The sequence below is a fragment of the Rhodococcus sp. SB1D genome, assembly GCF_048573875.1.
Taxonomy (GTDB): Bacteria; Actinomycetota; Actinomycetes; order Mycobacteriales; family Mycobacteriaceae; genus Rhodococcus_F; species Rhodococcus_F qingshengii.
This window is the reverse complement of the sequence record NZ_JBMAIQ010000003.1, coordinates 108022-127871: the sequence shown is the minus strand read 5'-3', so window position 1 is coordinate 127871 and position 19850 is coordinate 108022. Positions and strand designations below refer to the sequence as shown.

General features: G+C 62.3%; 15 protein-coding genes. 8 read left to right on the top strand and 7 right to left on the bottom strand.

What is annotated here, in order from left to right; all coding sequences use genetic code 11:
* Positions 1-49 precede the first annotated feature (49 nt).
* The 5 genes from ACN50D_RS09390 (at position 50) to ACN50D_RS09370 (ending at position 8693) form a co-directional block, all read left to right on the top strand.
* Complete coding sequence (locus tag ACN50D_RS09390) at positions 50-1120, top strand: ATP-binding protein (RefSeq protein WP_050656937.1); 1071 nt, start codon at positions 50-52, stop codon at positions 1118-1120.
* Positions 1117-3303, top strand: a complete 2187-nt coding sequence (locus ACN50D_RS09385; RefSeq protein ID WP_307850499.1) for a DUF5682 family protein — start codon at positions 1117-1119, stop codon at positions 3301-3303. Before ACN50D_RS09390 ends, ACN50D_RS09385 begins: the two co-directional genes overlap by 4 nt.
* The gene (locus tag ACN50D_RS09380; protein WP_047269390.1) at positions 3300-4463 is read left to right on the top strand and encodes a VWA domain-containing protein; all 1164 of its coding nucleotides are present in this window, start codon (positions 3300-3302) and stop codon (positions 4461-4463) included. The genes ACN50D_RS09385 and ACN50D_RS09380 overlap by 4 nt, the downstream gene beginning before the upstream one ends.
* A 42-nt stretch (positions 4464-4505) precedes the next feature.
* Complete coding sequence (locus ACN50D_RS09375; RefSeq protein WP_042446444.1) at positions 4506-6128, top strand: MFS transporter; 1623 nt, start codon at positions 4506-4508, stop codon at positions 6126-6128.
* Between the two features lie 237 nt (positions 6129-6365).
* Positions 6366-8693, top strand: coding sequence for a putative bifunctional diguanylate cyclase/phosphodiesterase (locus ACN50D_RS09370; protein ID WP_007730571.1), 2328 nt, complete (start codon positions 6366-6368; stop codon positions 8691-8693).
* Position 8694: 1 nt separating this feature from the next.
* Here the strand turns inward: ACN50D_RS09370 and ACN50D_RS09365 are convergent, their stop codons facing one another.
* Both ACN50D_RS09365 and ACN50D_RS09360 read right to left on the bottom strand, forming a co-directional pair.
* Positions 8695-9819, bottom strand: coding sequence for a GGDEF domain-containing protein (locus ACN50D_RS09365; RefSeq protein WP_249343020.1), 1125 nt, complete (start codon positions 9817-9819; stop codon positions 8695-8697).
* A 121-nt stretch (positions 9820-9940) separates the two neighbouring features.
* A complete protein-coding gene (locus ACN50D_RS09360) occupies positions 9941-11380 on the bottom strand; it encodes an amino acid permease (protein WP_054826907.1) in 1440 nt (479 codons plus the stop codon).
* A gap of 178 nt (positions 11381-11558) precedes the next feature.
* Between ACN50D_RS09360 and ACN50D_RS09355 the strand changes: the two genes are divergently transcribed.
* Positions 11559-13091, top strand: a complete 1533-nt coding sequence (locus ACN50D_RS09355) for a PucR family transcriptional regulator (protein ID WP_249343019.1) — start codon at positions 11559-11561, stop codon at positions 13089-13091.
* On the opposite strand, the gene ACN50D_RS09350 is transcribed toward ACN50D_RS09355, so the two are convergent.
* From ACN50D_RS09350 to ACN50D_RS09340, 3 genes are all read right to left on the bottom strand, one after another.
* Entirely contained in the window at positions 13067-14503 is a 1437-nt protein-coding gene (locus tag ACN50D_RS09350; RefSeq protein WP_211921676.1) for an aldehyde dehydrogenase family protein, read from the bottom strand. The two genes, ACN50D_RS09355 and ACN50D_RS09350, sit on opposite strands and share 25 nt — an antisense overlap.
* Positions 14500-15873, bottom strand: coding sequence for a 4-aminobutyrate--2-oxoglutarate transaminase (gene gabT, locus ACN50D_RS09345; protein ID WP_419970227.1), 1374 nt, complete (start codon positions 15871-15873; stop codon positions 14500-14502). Before gabT ends, ACN50D_RS09350 begins: the two co-directional genes overlap by 4 nt.
* 118 nt (positions 15874-15991) lie before the next feature.
* Positions 15992-16798 carry an alpha/beta fold hydrolase gene (locus ACN50D_RS09340; protein ID WP_003942939.1) on the bottom strand — a complete coding sequence of 269 codons (807 nt, stop codon included), beginning with the start codon at positions 16796-16798 and terminating at the stop codon, positions 15992-15994.
* 75 nt (positions 16799-16873) lie between these two features.
* Between ACN50D_RS09340 and ACN50D_RS09335 the strand changes: the two genes are divergently transcribed.
* Positions 16874-17635 carry a DUF2127 domain-containing protein gene (locus ACN50D_RS09335; RefSeq protein ID WP_003943067.1) on the top strand — a complete coding sequence of 254 codons (762 nt, stop codon included), beginning with the start codon at positions 16874-16876 and terminating at the stop codon, positions 17633-17635.
* Here ACN50D_RS09335 and ACN50D_RS09330 read toward each other — a convergent pair.
* Together ACN50D_RS09330 and ACN50D_RS09325 are read right to left on the bottom strand one after the other, a co-directional pair.
* Positions 17619-18758: a cation:proton antiporter gene (locus ACN50D_RS09330; protein WP_030536077.1), complete on the bottom strand. Its 1140-nt coding sequence runs from the start codon at positions 18756-18758 to the stop codon at positions 17619-17621. The two genes, ACN50D_RS09335 and ACN50D_RS09330, sit on opposite strands and share 17 nt — an antisense overlap.
* 7 nt (positions 18759-18765) lie before the next feature.
* Complete coding sequence (locus ACN50D_RS09325; protein ID WP_042446474.1) at positions 18766-19128, bottom strand: hypothetical protein; 363 nt, start codon at positions 19126-19128, stop codon at positions 18766-18768.
* Positions 19129-19400: 272 nt separating this feature from the next.
* Here ACN50D_RS09325 and ACN50D_RS09320 point away from each other — a divergent pair, with 272 nt between their 5' ends.
* Complete coding sequence (locus tag ACN50D_RS09320; protein WP_003943263.1) at positions 19401-19847, top strand: cupredoxin domain-containing protein; 447 nt, start codon at positions 19401-19403, stop codon at positions 19845-19847.
* The last annotated feature ends 3 nt before the right edge of the window (positions 19848-19850 follow it).

Genomic DNA, 19850 nt, shown 5'->3' with positions numbered 1-19850 from the left:
AACCGTGCCCACCACGGAACCGGAAAAGCTCGCGCAACCGGGAAAGCTGATGCGGCCCCACGCAGAGCAGGAGTACGCGCTCGAACTCGAAGCACTGGCCGCGCAGGATGCTCGTCCGCGTCCACCGTCGTGGAACTTGTCGCCCTGGGCCGTCGTGACGTATCTGTTGGGTGGCACTCTCGACGACGGAACCGTCATTTCACCGAAGTACGTCGGTCCACGGCGGTTGATGGAAGTGGCCGTCGCAACTCTTGCCACCGACCGGGCGCTACTGCTGTTGGGGGTTCCCGGTACGGCCAAGACCTGGGTCTCCGAACACCTTTCGGCCGCAATCTCGGGTGCGTCGACGCTCCTGGTTCAAGGCACGTCGGGTACGCCCGAGGAAGCTATCCGCTACGGCTGGAACTACGCACGTCTTCTCTCCGAGGGGCCGACCGCCGGTGCGCTGGTGCCTTCTCCCGTGATGACGGCGATGGAAACCGGGAAGATCGCCCGCGTCGAAGAGTTGACGCGTATTCCGGCCGACGTGCAGGACGCCCTCATCACCATTCTCTCCGAGAAGACGTTGCCGGTGCCGGAGCTGGGCATCGAGGTGCAGGCAGCCAAGGGCTTCAACCTGATCGCTACCGCCAACGATCGCGATCGCGGTGTCAACGATCTGTCGTCCGCACTGCGTCGACGGTTCAATACTGTAGTCCTCCCTTTGCCGGCCAGCGAGGAAGACGAGGTGGCCATCGTGGCACGTCGAGTCGAACAGCTGGGCGCAGCACTGGAATTGCCGACAACCCCCGCAGCAGCCGAGGAAATTCGCCGGGTCGTCACCGTGTTCCGGGAACTGCGATCAGGCACGACCACCGACGGCCGCACCAAGTTGAAGTCCCCGTCCGGAACTCTGTCGACGGCGGAGGCGATCTCGGTGGTCACCAACGGTTTGGCGTTGTCTGCGCATTTCGGGGACGGCGTACTGCGGGCATCCGACGTCGCTGCCGGAATCCTGGGTTCGGTGATCAAGGATCCGGTCGCAGACAAGGTGGTGTGGAACGAGTACCTCGAGGCAGTAGTGCGTGAACGCGGCGAGTGGTCCGACTTCTACCGGGCGTGCCGCGAGGTCACCGGGTGACCATCGTGATTCCGGACCTGCGTGTCCGGGTCTTCGGTATCCGTCACCACGGCCCGGGATCTGCTCGTTCGGTTCGGCAGGGCCTGGAAGAGTTCTCGCCTGACGTCGTCCTGATAGAAGGGCCTTCGGACGCAGACCCGTTGGTGATGCTGGCGGCGTCGGAATCGATGGAACCACCGATTGCGTTGCTCGCGTACGCCACTGGCGAACCGTCGAAGGCGGCATTCTGGCCGTTTGCGGTGTTCTCACCCGAATGGCAAGCGCTGCAGTGGGCTGCGAAGAACGGTGTGCAGGCACGGTTCTGCGATCTGCCCGCCTTCAACGTGTTGGCGGATCAGGGGATTCGTACTGTCCGCGAGGGCGATCCTCTGTCGGAACTGGCCGCGGCCGCGGGTTTCGACGACACCGAACGCTGGTGGGATTCGGTGATCGAATCGAGCTCGGGCGCAGATTCTTTCGATGCGATCACCGAGGCGATGGGGGCGCTGCGTGAGACAGTGCCGATCGACGAGGAGACAGCGCATCGCGAAGCGTACATGCGTCAGGTGCTGCGAAAGACGTTGAAAGATGGCGCTGAGCGGGTAGCGGTCGTCTGCGGAGCCTGGCACGCGCCGGCGTTGGTCGGAGCCTTGGGGCCGGCGGCACCCGATGCTCGCATCCTCAAAGGAATGTCCAAGGTCAAGACCTCGCTGACGTGGGTTCCCTGGACTCACTCACGTCTGGCATCGGCATCGGGTTACGGCGCCGGAATCACCTCGCCGGGCTGGTATCACCACCTGTTCACCGCGAACGACAAGACGATCACGCGGTGGCTCACCAAAGTTGCGCGGGTGCTCAGGGACGAGGACCTTCCGATCTCGAGTGCTCACGTCATCGAAGCTGTCCGTTTGGCAGATACGTTGGCGGCACTGCGTTCTCGACCCTTGGCGGGATTGTCGGAGGTCACCGAGGCAACGAGGTCGGTGATGTGCGACGGGAACGACGTTCTTCTGGATCTGATCACGCGAAGATTGGTTGTGGGCGAAGCGCTGGGCGCGGTGCCCGAGGAAACTCCGACAGTCCCACTCGAAGCAGACCTGCGCGCACGCTCGAAGACCTTGCGGCTCAGACAACAAGCGGGAGCAAAGACTCTCGATCTGGACCTGCGACGCGACATCGACGTCGAGCGTTCCCAGTTCCTGCACCGACTGGGGATCCTCGAGATCGATTGGGGAACCCCGGCCGACAGTGAGGTCCGTTCCACCGGAACGTTCCGGGAGACTTGGGCGCTGCAATGGAAGCCCGAATTCTCGGTCTCGGTGATCGAGGCGTCGCTGTGGGGCACGACGGTGGCTGCAGCGGCAACATCACGTGTCGTCTCGAAGATCAACGAGCCGGACATCTCCCTCGCGTCACTGATCGGACTACTGGAGAACTCGCTCCTGGCAAACCTGCCGGCAGCGTTGTCCGCTGTGCTGGAAAGTGTGAAAACGGTTGCGGCACTAGATCATGACGTGTCGCACCTGATGGCGGCGCTGCCCACGCTGACGCGAACGCTGCGGTACGGCGATGTGCGCGGAACCGACGTGTCGGCATTGATCGACGTCGCCGACAGCCTGTTGATCCGCATTTGCACCGGCCTCGCAGTCGCCGTCACGGGCCTGGACGATCCCAGTGCCGAGGAGTTTCGCGAACACCTCGACAAGGTTCACTCGGCAGTCATGGTTCGTGACGATCGCGATGCGAGCGCACGGTGGATGCAGGCCATGGCCGGCGTGATCGACCGTGACGACGTCAACGGATTACTCGTCGGCCGGATGGTGCGGCTACAGCGCGACAGCGGTTCGATCACGGAAACCGCTGCAGCCCAGCGCTTGTCTCGGGCCCTGTCCGTGGGAAGCACGCCGACCGCCAAAGCCGGGTGGGTCGACGGGTTTCTCGGTGGAGGAGGGCTTGTGCTCGTTCACGATCGAGCGTTGCTCACGCTGATCGACACGTGGGTTCGCCAACTTCGTGAGCAGGACTTCATCGACACGCTTCCACTGCTTCGACGTACGTTCGGAGCGTTCGAGGCGGGGGAGCGTCGAGCGATCGGTCAGGCGGTCAGAGGCGGCCGACGCGTCGAAACGACAGTGGAGACCGATGTTCGACGCGGCAGAGCGGCAATGGCGGTCGTTGCGGACATCTTGGGGGTGGGCGCATGAGCGACGACGATCAGCGCCTTCGACGCTGGAGACTGATGCTCGGGGAATCCGCCGAAGAGTCGACGGGTGGGCTGGGCCAACCGGGCGAGCGTCGAATGGATGCAGCTCTTGCCGCACTCTACGATTCGTCCGGCCCGACCAAGGGGCGACGCCGCTCAGCCGGATTGGGGGCGTCGGCTCCGTCCGTCGCCAGATGGCTCGGCGATATCCGGACGTACTTTCCCAGCACGGTGGTGCAGGTGATGCAGAAGGACGCGATCGACCGACTGGGTTTGGCGCAGTTGCTGCTCGAACCGGAACTGCTCGATGCCGTCGAGCCCGATGTGCATCTGGTCGGGACGCTGCTGAGCCTCAACCAGGTCATGCCGGAGGCCAGCAAGGCCACTGCTCGAATGGTCGTCGGCAAGGTGGTTCGGGAAGTCGAAGAGCGAATCGCGCAGAAAACGAAGGCCGCGGTGACCGGGGCTCTCAATCGTTCGGCCAGAACGTCGAATCCGAAGTTGCGTGACATCGACTGGGACCGAACCATCCGAGCAAATCTGTCGCACTACCTTCCGGAGTATCGAACCGTCGTCCCCGAGCGGCTCGTCGGATACGGCCGCAAGTCGAAATCCGTGCAGCGCGACGTAGTCCTGGCGATCGACCAATCGGGTTCGATGGCGTCCAGCGTCGTCTACGCATCCGTGTTCGGCGCGGTATTGGCGTCGATGCAGGCGCTGAAGACTTCGCTCGTGGTTTTCGACACTGCCGTCGTCGACCTGACGGACAAACTGTCCGACCCAGTCGACGTCCTTTTCGGGACCCAACTTGGTGGGGGCACGGACATCAACCGCGCAATCGCGTACAGCCAGTCACTGATCTCGCGTCCTGCCGAGTCGATGTTCGTTCTGATCTCGGACCTCTACGAGGGCGGTATTCGCAACGAGATGTTGCGCCGCATGGCCGCCATGAAGAACTCCGGCGTTCAAGTCGTGGTTCTACTGGCACTCTCGGACGACGGGGCACCGTCGTTCGATCACGACAATGCAGCGTCGCTGAGTGCCCTCGGGATTCCCGCGTTTGCGTGCACGCCGGACAAGTTTCCGGAACTGCTGGCGGTGGCTCTGGAACGCGGGGACGTGTCGGCTTGGGCGGATCAGCTCAGCCTCGAACAGCACTGACCGGTCTGCTTCGAGGACCTGAACACCGGGTACACCCGCACGATGGGTGACGGACAGGTTGCTGGTTCGACGACGCAAGCGGGTTCAGGACTGGTTCTCACGGTGTTGGCATCCAGCCAATTCCTGATGACCTTGGACAGTTCGGTCATGAACGTTTCGATGGCAACCGTCGCCGAGGACGTCGGCACGAGCATCACCGGTATTCAAACCGCGATCACGCTGTACACCCTGGTCATGGCGACGCTGATGATCACGGGCAGCAAGCTGGGGTCGATGATGGGTCGTCGCCGGGCCTTCGCGCTCGGCTTGATCATCTACGGCGCAGGTTCTCTGACAACGGCGCTCGCTCCCAATCTTGCGGTCCTGCTGATCGGATGGTCGTTCCTCGAAGGCGTCGGTGCGGCACTCATCATGCCCGCGATCGTCGCGCTCGTCGCCACCAACTTTCCGGCTCAGAAGCGCCCGGCTGCCTACGGTCTGGTCGCTGCCGCCGGCGCGATGGCCGTGGCGGTCGGGCCGCTGATCGGCGGCGCCGCGACGACATTTGCGTCATGGCGTTACGTGTTCGTCGGCGAAGTCGTGATCGTTGTCCTGATCTTGCTGGTGCTCAGCAAGGTGGTCGACGTCCCACCGTCGAAGTCGCGCCTCGACTACGTCGGATCGATCTTGTCCGTGGTGGGACTGGGCATGATCGTCTTCGGTGTACTGCGCTCGAGCGAGTGGGGTTGGGTGCAGGCCAAACCCGACGGACCGCAGTTGGTCGGGCTTTCCCCGGTGGTGTGGCTGCTGATCGCCGGGCTCCTGGTCGTGTACGGATTCCTGCGCTGGGAGGGACGCCTGGCCGCTGCGGGGAAGGAGCCGTTGCTTGATCCGGCGATGCTGCGAAACCGCGAGCTCAGTGGCGGACTTTCCATGTTCTTCGCGCAGTTTCTGGTCCAGGCGGGCGTGTTCTTCGCGGTCCCGTTGTTCTTGTCCGTAGTTCTGGAGCTCAGTGCCCTGGAGACGGGAGTTCGCATCCTGCCGTTGTCGGCGGCGCTCGTCGTGGCGGCGATCGGTATTCCGAAGCTACGGCCTACCGCGAACCCGCGACGCGTGGTCCGAGTCGGATTGTTGGTCATGGTCGTCGGCATTCTGATGCTCGTTGCAGGCATGGACCCCGGCGCCAATGCGGCGATCGTGATGATTCCCATGCTGTTCATGGGTTTCGGCTTGGGGTGCCTGTCTTCGCAGCTCGGAGCCGTCACGGTGTCCTCGGTCCCGGACGAGCGCAGCACCGAGGTCGGCGGGTTGCAGAACACCGCCACCAACCTCGGCGCTTCCTTGGGAACTGCCCTGATCGGATCGGTTCTCATTGCCACTCTCACGACGTCGGCGATCGCCGGAATCGAAGACAATCCGGCGGTTCCGACATCGGTGCAGCAGCAAGCGAGCACCGACATGGCCTCGGGCGTGCCGTTCCTGTCGACGACGCAACTCCGATCCGCTCTCGATGACGCCGGCGTCGCCGAGTCCACGGCGGATGCGATCGTGGACGTGAACGAAGAAGCCAGGCTGGACGCGTTGCGTGTCGCTTTTGCCGTGGCAGCGCTGCTCGCAATCGCCGCGTTGTTCCCGACCGCTCGAATCCCCCGCGTCGCGGTCGGCGACAAACGTGGTTCGAGCTAAGAATCAGCAATCGCGGATCGACCTGGACGATCGACGGAGCGACCTCTGGATATAGTGATCTGCGCACAATCGATTCGTCAGATGGCTACCGTTGTGAAGGAAACAAGCAGCGAGTCTGAAACACTGACGTTTCACCGGATAAGGGTTCGGTGGGGAGCCAGGGGAGGTTCGGATGGCCAGGCGAGCGGATTCGACGCCCGCTGATGGCGCCTGCGCAGATGTCGGGATGCCTCGCTGATGAGCCGTCCGAGTCGATTGGGCAGGCAAGATCCTGCTTCGGAGGCCGACTGCAACAGCCTGTTTCGCCGTCAGATAGACGAAGCTGCAGCCGTCGCGCCGTTCGCCAATCTTGCGTACATGGCGAGTTTGGTCGTGATTCTGACCTACACCGTCCCGCCCGGACGTCAGACGCTCAGGTGGTTGGGTGGCGCCCTCATCTTTCTCGTCCTCGCGAATTCGATCCGAGTATGGATTCCCCTTCGCTGGCGGCCGTCGAAGCACACCCCGCGCTACGACTACGTGGGTCTGCTCGTCGAAGTGATCGTGGTCGCGACCCTCGACGTCACACTTTTCGCTCTGCTCTTTCACGACATGGACGTCTTCCGCGACTTGGTTCTGATCGCGACGATGGCCGGGATCATGGGCGCCGGGACCGTGACGTTCTCGAGTCTGAGGTCGGTGAGCCTGACCTGGATCTACATTCACGGCCTCGGCGTCTTCACTGTTCTCGTCGTCCACGCCGAACCACACTTTCGCATACTTGCGATTCAGTTGTGCATCTACATGTTTGCGCTCACCGTAGGGGCGGTCTATCTGTCGGCCTCTTTCCAGAGACGTTGTCTCGCAGAGTTTCAGGCGGAATCCGAGCGTCAGACTGTGGCGTTGTTGCTCGACGGTTTCGAGGGCGGTTCCCGCGACTGGCTGTGGGAATGCGACACCAACGGCCGGTTCTCCCACACCTCGGCACGTCTCGCCGAGGTCGCAGGTATGACGGTGGACGAGTTGCAGCAACTCACCTTCGGACAACTCCTCACCAGACTCCAGATCGCATCGAGTCCGGAGGGGCGTGCGGCCGCGGCCCAGATGATCGACAAACTCGAATCGAGTGCTCCCTTCCGGGACACTGTCGTGCCGGTGCATGTCGACGGTAGGCGACGCTGGTGGTCTCTTTCCGGCAATCCACGGGTCCTCGAATCCGGCGTGATTCTGGGTTGGCGCGGTGTCGGTTCCGACATCACGGAGAGGTATGTCCACGAGCAGGAGATCCTTCGCCTTGCGGCCACCGACTCGTTGACCGGGTTACCGAACCGTCGTGCGTTCGGAGTGGCGCTCGAGGAAGCGATCGATTCCCGCGTGCCGGAGAAGCAGGTTCTCGTCGGGATTCTCGACCTCGACAACTTCAAATCGGTGAACGACACCCTTGGCCATCCGATCGGGGACCAATTACTTCTCGAAGTCACGAAACGCCTTCGCGACGTGATCGGTTCGGACATGTGCTCGCGGATGGGCGGTGACGAATTCGGGCTGATCGTCTGCACCTCTTCGCGCGACGATCCCGGTGTGATCTTCGATCGGTACCTGGAAGTGCTGCACGAACCATTCTTCGTCGAAGGCAATCGGATCGAAGTGCGGGCCACGATCGGTTACTCGAGCGCGCCCGAGGATTCGACGGACGCCGACGGATTGGTGATGCTGGCGGATCTGGCTCTGTACGAAGCGAAGTCGACGGGGCGCAATCGAGTGGGCAAGTTCTCGCCGCTGCTGCGGGCGAGGGCATCGGCGCGGGCGACTGCGTTGCACGAGCTGGACAGAGGGATCGAGGAAGGGCAGTTCGATCTCCACTATCAGCCTCAAGTCGACACTCAGACCGGTGAAGTGGTGGCCTTCGAGGCTCTTCTTCGGTGGAACCATCCCAGCCGCGGCCTCATCGGGCCCAGCCAGTTCATCTCGGTGGCGGAGGAAACCGGAATGATCATTCCCCTCGGCGCGCAGGCAATGGCGATGGCGACCGCCGCTGCTGCGGGGTGGCCGACCGGAATCGGCGTCTCGGTCAATGTTTCACCAGTGCAGTTGGTGTCGCGAGAGTTCGGTGCGATGGTGAAGAAAGCCCTGACGGATTCGGGCTTGCCTCCGCAACTGCTGCAGCTCGAAATCACCGAGACAGGAGTTGTGGACGATCGCGCGATCCGGGATCTCTACAAGCTGCGTGAGCTCGGGGTTACCGTCGCACTCGACGATTTCGGCACCGGCTATTCGTCCTTCGCCACGCTCCAGAGACTTCCAATCGACGTTCTCAAGATCGATCGCATGCTGGTCACCGACTCGGACGATCCGAAGATGTCCGTGGTGAAGTCCATTGTCGAATTGGCCGCGGCCCTCGGTATGAAATCGTTGGCCGAGGGCGTGGAGACCATCGAGCAGTTCCGCCGCGTCCAGTGGGTCGGGTGTGACCTGGTCCAGGGTTACCACATCAGCAAGGCTCTGACCGCTGAGCGCGTCGATGTGTATCTCGCCGCGACGGACACTGAAACCGGGCGCAGCGTCCACCCACTTACGTGGCTGTGAATCAGATCTGAGCCGAGCGGATCGTATTACCGCCTGCCGCTTTCGCTTGATACATCATCGAATCCGCGACATTTGTCGCCGCCAGGATTGCGGAAGCACCGCCGCTCCACGCCTTCGATTCGGCGGTCATCATCACAGATCCGACGCTCACCGTTGTGGGGATCGCGTCGGAACAATCCGACAGCGCCGCGTTTATCCCTTCGATCAACAGGGTTGTCGATTCGGGATCGCCGGCGATGACGGCCAGGTATTCTTCCCCGCCGGTTCGAGCGATGACTCCGCGTTCGCAGAGATGCGTGCTCAATCGGTTCGCGGTTCTCCTGATGACATGATCGCCTTCGGCATGACCGTGAAGATCATTCACCGTTTTGAATTTGTCGATATCGACGACGATGAAGGCGAGAGATGAAGAATCGTCTCGGGCGCTCTCGAAGAGATCGCCGACTGCCCCTTCCAGTCCCCGACGGTTGAACAGTCCAGTGAGGGGATCCCGGTCCGAATACTGGGCATCGCGGTAGAGAGTGCGCCAAGTCAGGTGCGCAAAAATGGGAACGAGTGTGACAGCTCCGAAAAGAACGGTGCCGCGGGCCAGAAGCGTCGTGATATCGACGTCGCCTTCCAGATATGCAAGAACGAAAACGGTAGTCGTGACGGTCGTCGACCAAACGACATGAGCGACAAGCCACTTTGCGCTGACAAAAAGCGTCGCAAAGGTTCCGGTGACCGCGAAGACGATGCAACCGAACGTCCCGGACGAGCGATCCGGCACCAGGAGGACGGCAGCCGCGATCCCGAGATCTGCGAATATTCCGAATGCAAGCAACCCCCGGCGTCCGGGAAACGGTTGTGTGAACCAGCATGCGGCGATTCCCACACACGTACAGATCATGAAAATCGAAAGAGCTTTGCCGGGGGTGGTCGGCGGCGTATCCGGACCGATCAATTTGTAGAAAGCGGACAGTCCGAAGATGATCGTCATCATTCCGAGCAAGGTTCGGAAGATCGGAATGATTGCCCGGCCGGATCTCTGGTGCTTTATCCACTCGTAGTCGTGTGGTTCGTTGAACCATTCGTGAAGTGTTCGCCAAGAACTGTGCCCCTCGGAGGCGATGACAGGGCTCGGCATGCTGTCCATTTTGCCTTGAATTTAGGTAAAGAGAAAATCTATGTTCGACCGCTTCCATTGGATCGGCTCTTTTCGGGGAAGAGGTTCAATTATCGAGTCGAGCGCTTACTCGATGCTTGTTTCAAGCCTTCTTCGAATTGCTGTGTGCGTTGTTCGAGGCGGTCGCGAACGATCCGACTTTTCGCGTACGAGACTTTCTCACGCCGTAAGCGGCGAGGATGACCCCCAGCGCGACCAGGCTTTGGACGAATTCCGCGCGCGTGGGTTCGTTGAGACCCATTCCCACCAGGATCACGAGAATCAGACCAGTGACCACTATCGGCAGGCCGGGATACAACCAGACACGGAATTTCAGAATCTCGGGGCTTTCGCGTTCCCATCGGCGTCGGAGGCGTAGTTCGGATACACAGATCAGGATGTAAACGAACAAGCAGATTGCGCCCGACGAATTCACGAGGAACAAGAAAATCGTATCCGGCCAGATGTAGCCGGCCGCGATACAGAAGTACCCGGCCACGGTGCAGGCGAGTACGCCCTTCACCGGCACGCCGCGGCTGTTGGTCCGTGTCATCCAGGCCGGCGCGTCGTTGTAGACGGAGAGTGCGAAGAGCATCCGTGACGCCGTGTACAGGCCGGAATTGAGGCAGGACAGCACCGCGACCAGAACCACGAGATTGAGAATGTCGGCGGCGCCGGGAATTCCGAGCAGGTCGAGTGCGGAGATGAACGGAGAATCGCCGACGACGAACGAATCCCACGGCAGCATCGTCACGAGGAGGAAGGTGGCGACAACGAAGAAGGCGAGAATGCGGAAGACGACCGTGTTCGTGGCCCGCCTGATCGCTCCGGCGGGTTCGGCGGATTCCGCTGCGGCGATCGTGACAAGCTCGGCTCCGGTCATGGAGAAGATCACGGCGACAACGCCCACCAGTACGGGGGTGAAGCCGTTCGGCAGAAATCCTCCGTGGCCGGTCAGATTGCTGAAATCGACTTCACTGCCGGGCCAGATGCCGAAGACGAACAGACTGCCGAGCACGATGAAGCCGATGATGACGGCGACCTTGATACCCGCAAACCAGTACTCGGCCTCGCCGAAGTTGCTGACGGAGAGAAGATTGACCCCGGTCATCACCAACAGGAGTACCGCTGACATGAGCCAGAGCGGGACACCATGGATCCACCGGGAGAGCAAGGTTGCTCCGACGACGGATTCGATGCCGACGACGATCACCCAGAAATACCAGTAGAGCCAGCCAGTGGTGAAACCCGCCCAGTCGCCCAACGCCATGCGGGCGTATTCGGTGAACGATCCCGTACACGGCTTGGCCACGGCCATTTCGCCGAGCATGCGCATCACCAGGAACACGATGATGCCGCAGATCGCGCACGTGATGACTGCGCCGGGGCCGGCCTGGTTGATGATTCCGCTCAGCCCGACGAAGAAACCGGCGCCGATGACGCCGCCCATGGAAAGCATGGTCAGGTGGCGCTTCTTCAAGCCTGTTTTGAGTGTCGAATGAACGCTGGCGGCTTCGGCTGTTTCGGTGCTGCTGTCGGGCATCTGGGCTCAGCTCCTATTGCATGACGCGATCAGTTCTTTCGGAGAGACGCTAAGCTCATCGTGTGATCCAGAACATGGACTTGATGTACAAATCTGAACTTGAAACTGTCAGTTCTGTCCACTGCCCATTTATCCACTGCCTTTCTATTCACTGCCCTCGGAGGTTCCGGTAATGCCGATGACTGTCCGGCGCCTGGCGGCCACCACCTCGCTCGGCCTCACGATCGTTGCCGGTCACGACGACGTGGATCTGTCGATCAGCTGGGCGCACGCAATCGAATTGCAGGATCCGACCCGTTGGCTCGCCGGTGGCGAGCTTGTCATGACGACGGGGCTGCATCTACCGCGTTCGGCGACAAAGCAATACGAGTACGTCGAGCGCATCGCGCAGACCGGTGCGGTGGCACTGGCGTTCGACACCGGCACCGTGCACGAGAGGGTGCCGGACGCGATCATCAGGGCCGGCGACGAACTGGGTTTTGCCGTGCTTTCCGTCGCCAAGGAGACGCCGTTCATCGCCATTTCGCGGGCCGTGATCGACGAACTGACCGCCGACCAGATACGAACGGTGCAGGCGGTGGTCGACGCGCAGGAGAAGTTGGCGCGTGCCCTGCTCGACGGGGTGCCGGCTCTGATCACTGCCCTGGGTCGAGCCGTTCACGCAGCAGTCTGTGTTCTCGATCGGGACGGCGCGGTGCTGGCTCTGACGGAAGGTGCGAGTTCGTCTCTGCCCGAACGCATCAGGGAGCGATCAGGTAAGGAGCGCAGCCGGATCGTGGTGGACGACGACGGTCACCTGGCCATTCACCGCCTTGCTGTGAGCGGCACGCTGGCCGTGGCGTCCGAGGCCGCCTTGGATCAGTCCGAGCGATTGTTGGTGGGCCACACGGTGTCGCTGTTGACCATCGAGCTTGCCAAGCCGTTGCGGGTTGTCGATGCCGAACAGCGGCTGAGGTTGGCCGTTACGACGATGGTGCGCCAGGCCGGCGGTGACGTCGACGAAAGTCTGTTGCGGTACTTCGGATTCGAATCCGAAACCACGGTGGTGGCAACCGCCTTGACCGATGTCGGACCTTTGCTTGCGGCCACCGACATCACTTCAGCGGCCCTGGAAGAAGAGTCGGTGCCGTACCTGTTGGCCCCGCTGACTGACGGAACCGGTGTGTGGTTCGTCGTGAAAAGTGAAGTTGCGGAGAAGGTCACACGCAGTGTGTACGCGAGAGTGCGGGAGAATTCACGCCGGAGTATCAACGGTGGAATCGGTGGCGTCCGGCCGATGAGCGGTGTTGCGGCCAGTCTGCGCGAGGCCGTCTCTGCTGCCAAAGTGGGGCAGGTCGAAGGACACACGCTCGTTCCGTTCTCGGAGCTCGGGACTTTCAGTCTCTTGTTGAGTGTGCAGTCGAGCGAAGTTCTGCAGTCGATCGCGGCCGGTGGTCTCGGTGTGCTGGAAGGCTACGACGCCGAGAACGGTTCCCGTCTGGTGGACTCGATCGAAGCGTTCCTGCACCACAATGGTCAATGGGAATCCGCTGCAGCGCAATTGGGTGTTCACCGGCACACGCTGCGTAACCGCATGGACAAGGCTGCCGAGTTGATCGGCCGAGATCTCGATTCCGCCCACGCCCGGTCCGAGTTGTGGATCGCACTCAAAGCTCGTGAACTGCTGCAGGCGGAATCGAATTCAGATCACGCTCGGCCGCCCCTGAGATAGACGGTGGTGGTGTGAGTGAAGAACTCTCGTGCCGCGTCGCCTTGTTCCTTGGGCCCGTATCCACTCCTCTTCGCACCGCCGAAAGGTACGTGGGGATCAGCGCCCGCCGATTCCGAATTGACGTGCAGGATCCCCACGTCCAGATCGTCGACACCGGCAAGTGCACTGGTCAGGTCTTGCGTGAACAATGCTGCGGACAAACCGAATTCGCCCTCGTTCGCCAAGCGGAATGCGTCTGCGGTTGTTGCTGCCCGCTGCACCGCCAGTACCGGGCCGAAGAGTTCCTCGAACCACAGTTCGGTGCTCGACGGTAGTTCCAGCACTGTCGGTTGGACGTAGTAGCCCGACTGCGGCGCTTCGGCGGTGGCCACAACCCTGGCGCCGCCGTCGACGGCTCGATTGATCCCCTCGATGATCGACTGCTGCGCGTATGCGCTGACCACGGGACCTGTCGTGACGTCGGGATCGAGTGGATCTCCGACTCTCAGTTGCTTGACTTCAGCGGTCAGCCTGGCCAGGAATTCCTCGGCGATGGATTCATGGAGCACCAGACGTGAAGTGGCCGTGCATTTCTGGCCGGTTGACCGAAATGCGCCCAGCATGACCTGCTCGACCGCAAGCTCGAGATCTGCGTCGGCAAGTACGACGGCTGCGTTCTTTCCGCCCATTTCCGCCTGTACCGGAACTCCGCGCGCCGCAGCAGATCCCGCGATCTTTCGGCCGACGCCGGTGGAACCGGTGAAGGTGACGGCGTCGAGGTCCGGGTGATCGACCAGCGCTTCACCGGCCGCGCTGTCGGCGAGGATCATGTTCAGGACTCCGTCGGGTAGGCCCGCTTCGGTCAGTGCCTGCGCGAGACGGAAGGCCAGAAGGGGCACCGCGGCAGCCGGTTTCCAGACGACGGTGTTTCCGTACACCAAGGCAGGCGCAATCTTCCATGCCGGGATCGCGATCGGGAAGTTGAACGGCGTGACGACGCCTACCACTCCGAGAGGTTTGCGAGTGACGAGAATCTGCTCGCTGCTACGTGGGGAGGAATACACCGTTCCGGTCTCGCGGTCGGCGGCGTTGCCGTAGTAACGCAGAATCTGCGCTGCGCGGCGCACCTCTCCGATACCCTCGGCCAGCGTTTTCCCTTCTTCGCGGGTGAGTTCTTCGCCCCAGGCCTCAGCGTTGGATTCTATGATTTCCGCTGCGCGAGTGAGGTATGCGCCGCGTGCGGACATCGGCAGGCGGGCCCAGTCGTTCGCGGCGATGCGGGCGACGCGAACACCGGTCGCCATTTCGGAGGCACCGGCGCGGCCTCCGGTGGCGACAACCTCGTCGGGACGGGCCGGGTTGGTGTCCGTCAGTGTGCCGTCGCTGCCCGTGACCCAAGCTCCGCCGATCAAGCTGCGCACTGCGACGCTCATCGGACTGCGGCCACAGCGTCGCGAAGAATACCGAGTCCTTCGGTCAGCAACTCGTCGGAGATGCTCAGCGGTGGGAGGAAACGGACGACGTTTCCATAGGTGCCGGCGGTGAGCAGAAGGAGACCGTGCGCGTGGGCGTAGCTGACGATCTGGGCGACGGCCTCGCGATTCGGAGCCTTGTCCTCGTCGTGGACGAGTTCGATTGCAATCATGGCGCCGCGTCCGCGAATGTCGCCGATTATGTCTGTGTCCGAAGCGATTTCGGACAAACCTGTGGTCAGAATGTCGCCGATGTCCTTGGCGCGGTCGAGGAGCCCTTCCATCTCGATCGTCTCGAAAACTGCCAGGGCGGCCTCGCAGGCAACGGGATTGCCGCTGTACGTACCGCCGATACCACCGGGATGCGCGGCGTCCATGACGTCGGCACGGCCGGTCACGGCGGCGAGTGGCATTCCGCCGGCGAGACCTTTTGCGGTTGTGATGATGTCGGGGACGAAGTCCTCACTCTCGCTGGCGAACCAGGCTCCGGTTCGTGCGATACCGGTCTGGACCTCGTCCGCGACGACGAGAATGCCGCGCTCACGGCAGAATTCCGAGATTCGCTTCAGGAATCCCGGAGCGGGAACGATGAAACCGCCCTCACCCTGAATCGGTTCCACGACCACAGCGGCTACCGATTCGGCGCCGATCTGAGTGTCGATCGCAAGACGGAACTGGGCGAATGCTTCGTCGGCCGCGTTTTCGGGGCCGCTCGGCCAACGGTAGGGGTATGCCATCGGAACCCGGTAGACCTCTGATGCGAACGGGCCGAATGTGGCCTTGTACGGCTGGTTCTTGGCTGTCATCGTCATGGTCATCAACGTGCGACCGTGGAATGCGTGGTCGAAGACGACAACTGCCGGGCGACCGGTGGCGGCACGTGCGTATTTCACGGCGTTCTCGAGCGCTTCGCTGCCGGTGTTGAACAGCGCTGTTCGCTTCTCGTGATCTCCCGGGGTCAGGCGGTTGAGCGCTTCGCAGACCTCGAGGTACCCCTCGTAGGGGTTTGCGAGGAAACACGTATGGGTGAACTGACCGAGCTGGCGCGTGGTGCGTTCGACCACGCGCGGCGCACTGTTTCCGACGGTGGTCACGGCGATGCCGCTGCCGAAGTCGATGAACGAGTTGTCGTCGCCGTCGACGACAACTCCTCCACCCGCTGCGGCAACGTAAATGCTGGATCCGCTGGTCAGCCCGGCCGGCAGTGCGGCGCTCCGGCGCTTTGCCAAAGCGCGCGAGTTGGGGCCGGGCACTTCGGTGACGAGGCGTCGTATCTGGGGAAGGGTCGGTCCACCGATGCACGTTTCCGTGCCGTGCTCGAGAATGGTCATCGCAGTGCCTCCAGTCGTTTTCCGAACTGTAGGACGGCGATGAATGATCCGGACATGGCCGGATTGTCGAGTGGCTTCTATCTCATAGGACGCCGCGTCCAGCAGGTTGTCCAGCAGGTTACTGTGCGAAACTGCCGAGGAATCGTTGCAACAGTGGGTTGTACACCTCAGGGGCTTCCCAGAACGCTGCATGCCCCACACCGGGAATCACGTGATACGTGCCCTCCCAGAGATTCGCGAAGGTCAACGACGCGACATACGACGTGTTCACGAACGGGTCCTCGGCGCCGTCGATCACCGCGAGAGGCACAGACGCCGTTGCAACCAGAGCCTTCTGATCCGATTCGCGGCCGGCGCCGAATGCGTCGAACATGATCTTGCGAGCGCGTCCGTCCGTGCGTATCGCGGCGTCGAGGGCAGCCTGCTCGAAGGGAACGGCGGTCATTCGTGCGTAGAGTTCGGCTTCTTGCGCGGTGATGACCTCGGTGCCGCCGATGGACAATCCGTCGCCGGCATTGAAGGCGTCGCCGAGCGTCTCGGGATTTGCCGGCGGCGTACCGGTGATGACGATTCCGGTGAGCCCGGGGAATTTCGCGATCAACTCGAGAGCGATGTGTCCGCCGAGCGACCAGCCGACGACAACGGCTCTTTCGACGCCGAGTTCGGTCAGAACATCGACGATGGCGTCGGCGTAACCGTTCTGCGTGTATGCGGCTTCGGGATCGCTCGCGTCCTCGGAGTCGCCGTGGCCGAGTAGGTCCAGAGTGATCATGCGGTAGTCGCCGGCCCAGTCGGCGTCGACCTGATGACGGAAGATGGAGCGGCTGGCCGAGTTCCCGTGGATGAAGACAACCGGAAAACCGTCGGTGGCACTGTCGTCGACTGCCATGACGCCATGCCGGGTTTCGATCTTGGTGGTTGTCATCGGAATCCTCATCGTTCGAAGTGCACGGTCAGCGGGTATCCACGCTACCGGGCATATGCGGCATAGAGTTCACCCGTGGACTTCGCATTGCGCTCGTGCAGTTGGCACGGTCACGAGACCTACGCTCCGGACGAACCTGAGCTGCGGGATCGACTACATGTGGATACTGCGGTGGGTCAGGCGTGGCGGTGCCTACGTTGCGGCAACTTCGTCCCGGGAGCGCCCCGAGCATCGGGACCGGCGGACGCCGCCCCCGAGGTTCCGCGGGGGAGGCTGCTTCGCGACCGGTTGATCATGCGACTTCTCGCCACCGAGAGAATGTTCCGCGCTCTGGGTTTGGTTCTTCTGGCGATCGGTGTGTTCGAACTGAGATCGTCGAAGGGTCGCGCCGAGGACGCCTTCGAGAACGAATTGCCGTTGATCAGGCCACTTGCCCGTCAATTGGGCTGGAACATCGACGATTCCAAACTGGTCCATCACATCGAGCAGGCGTTTTCGTTGTCCGCTACGACGCTCACCTGGATCGCAGTCGGGCTGTTGGTCTACGCCGGCCTTCAAGTGATCGAGGCAGTCGGCCTATGGATGGTCGAACGCTGGGGCGAGTACTTCGCGGTGGTGGCGACCAGCTTGTTCCTGCCCCTCGAAATCTACGAATTGACCGAGAAGATCACGTGGTTGAGGGCCGGGTTGCTGCTGGTGAACATCGCTGCCGTCGTATGGCTGATCTGGAGCAAGCGACTCTTCGGTGTCCGCGGCGGCGGCGCGGCGTATCACGCCGAACATTCGGAGGAGAGCTTGCTGACGGTGGAGAGGGCCGCGGTCAAGCAGGCTTCGTGAGACCAGCTTTCGACGCGGCAGCACCCGCCAGCGTTGCTGCACCGATTGTGATCATGGCGGCGAGGAGGATGGCTGCGGGTTCACCGTCGCCCATCACCCCCAATTGAGTGCCCACCGTAACTGCGGCAACCGGTACTCCCAGTTGTGCGGCGGACAGCACGCCGAGAGGGAGCGGGAGACCGAGGGCGCGTATCGCGGCGTGAACCACGAGAGTTGCTCCGCCCAAGACCAATCCGAGCCAGATGGCGGACGGATGGGTGACGAGGTCGCGCAGATTGATCGCCGCTCCCAACCAGACGAAGAAGAGGGGGGCGAAGAAGCCGTCGGTGATGGCGAAGAGCTGTTTGGCGAGGCGGCGGGGTTCACCGATCGCGGCAAGAACGAGCCCGAAGGCGAAGCCCGCGAGCATGATCGACACGTGAGTGCTCGACGCCAGCGCTGCCAGAGAAAAGAGGATCACCAGATTGATCCGGAGTTCGAGTGCAAACTTTCGTTTCTCCGAGAATTTGTGGAGCCTTCGCCAATGGCCGGACCGGTGGAAGGCTCGCAGTACGAAGAACAAGGCAACCGCACACGCCGCCACAGCCAGTGCGCCGACACCGGCACGAGGGGCATTGTCCGGATCGATCACCAAAGGCAGCGCAACAATGCAGACGGTGTCCGCGATCGCGACCTGGGCAGTCATCTGCAGAACCGAGGTTCCACCGAGCCCCAGCGAATCGACGATGGGGAGAATCAACGCCGCGGACGACGACGCGATCAGGACCGCGTACAGCGCGGCGTGACCGGTGCCGAATGCCGTCGCCGCACCGTAGCCGGCAACAACCGACAGAAGTCCGACGACAACCGAGCGAACGGCACCCTTGCCGATTGCCGCACGGACTGCCGGATCGCGAACCGGGACGTGTGAGCCGGCCACCATCATCGTGAGCGCGAATCCGATATCGGCCAGGAACGTGAAAGTCTGGTCCGAAGAGTCGAGCAGCCCGAAACCGGTGACACCGAAGACGACGCCCGCGGCAAGTTCGCCGACCACCACGGGGACATGCCAGCTGACGCGAGCGCCGAGCAGCGGGCCGAGAATGCCGGCCAGCGCGACGAGGGCAAGGATGCCGAAGGTCATCGACGACCTACGAGTTAACTGTCGAGGGTGCGATCTTCGCGGGGATGGCGGTGTTCTCGTCCACGTGGTAGCTCGCACAGACACGGTGGTAGCCGTCGGCGATCTGCGCCGGTACTCCGGCGCGGAAGTCTCCCTGCACCAGCAGGATCGGCGACAGCGCGATCCCCTTGCGGATCTTCAACAGGTCGGCAGCCACGTGTGGGTTGTCGACCGGAAGCAGAGGGAGCCCAGCAGCCCGCAGGATGTCTTTGGCCTTCTTCGAGACCAGCGTCGCCGTCTTGAGGGCGTACACGAGAGCTTGGACCTGAACCGGCGTCGCGCCCAACTGGAGGTAATCGCGGGCCGCCGGGTAGTCGTGCTCGTCCGGCAGGTCCTTCCAGAGAACGGCGGGAGCCTTCTCGGCTACCTTCGGCTCTGCTGTCTTGGGAGCCTTCGGCTGCGCTGCCTTCGACGCCTTCGGCTGGGCTGCCTTCGACGTTTTGCTCTTGGCCATCTGTGCTGTTTCCTTCAGCGTCGGTCCGCGAGTGGAGCTGGTGCAGAAATCGTGCACTATCAGCGCCGCAGGCACCACATCGGAGCTGTTTGGCCCCCTAGGCGGCGGGTAATCAGCAGACTGCGGGGGAACGAGCAGGAGGCGAAGCAATGAAGCGGATTCTCGCAGTGCTCGCAGCGCTGATCCTGGCGGTGTTCGCACTGACCGCGTGCAGTGACAACAACGATTCGTCGGACAACGATTCGGCCGATCACGACGGCATGGCGATGACCAGTATGCCGATGACCAGCATGCCGACCAGTATGTCGATGCCGAGCATGCCTCTGGGTATGTCGACGCCGGGAGCGTCGTCGATGGGAATCGTGATCAGCGGCTTCGAGTATTCGACGCCGGAGTCGGTGATGCCCGGACAGGTACTGACCATTCAGAACAACGACACCGTCGAGCACTCGGTCACGTCCGATACCGCGGGGTTGTTCAACGAGGACATCGAAGCGGGTGAGACGGAAACCATCACGGTGCCGAACGAGCCTGGAACGTACACGTTCCACTGCACCTACCACCCGAGCATGCACGGCACCTTGACGGTCAAGTAGAGG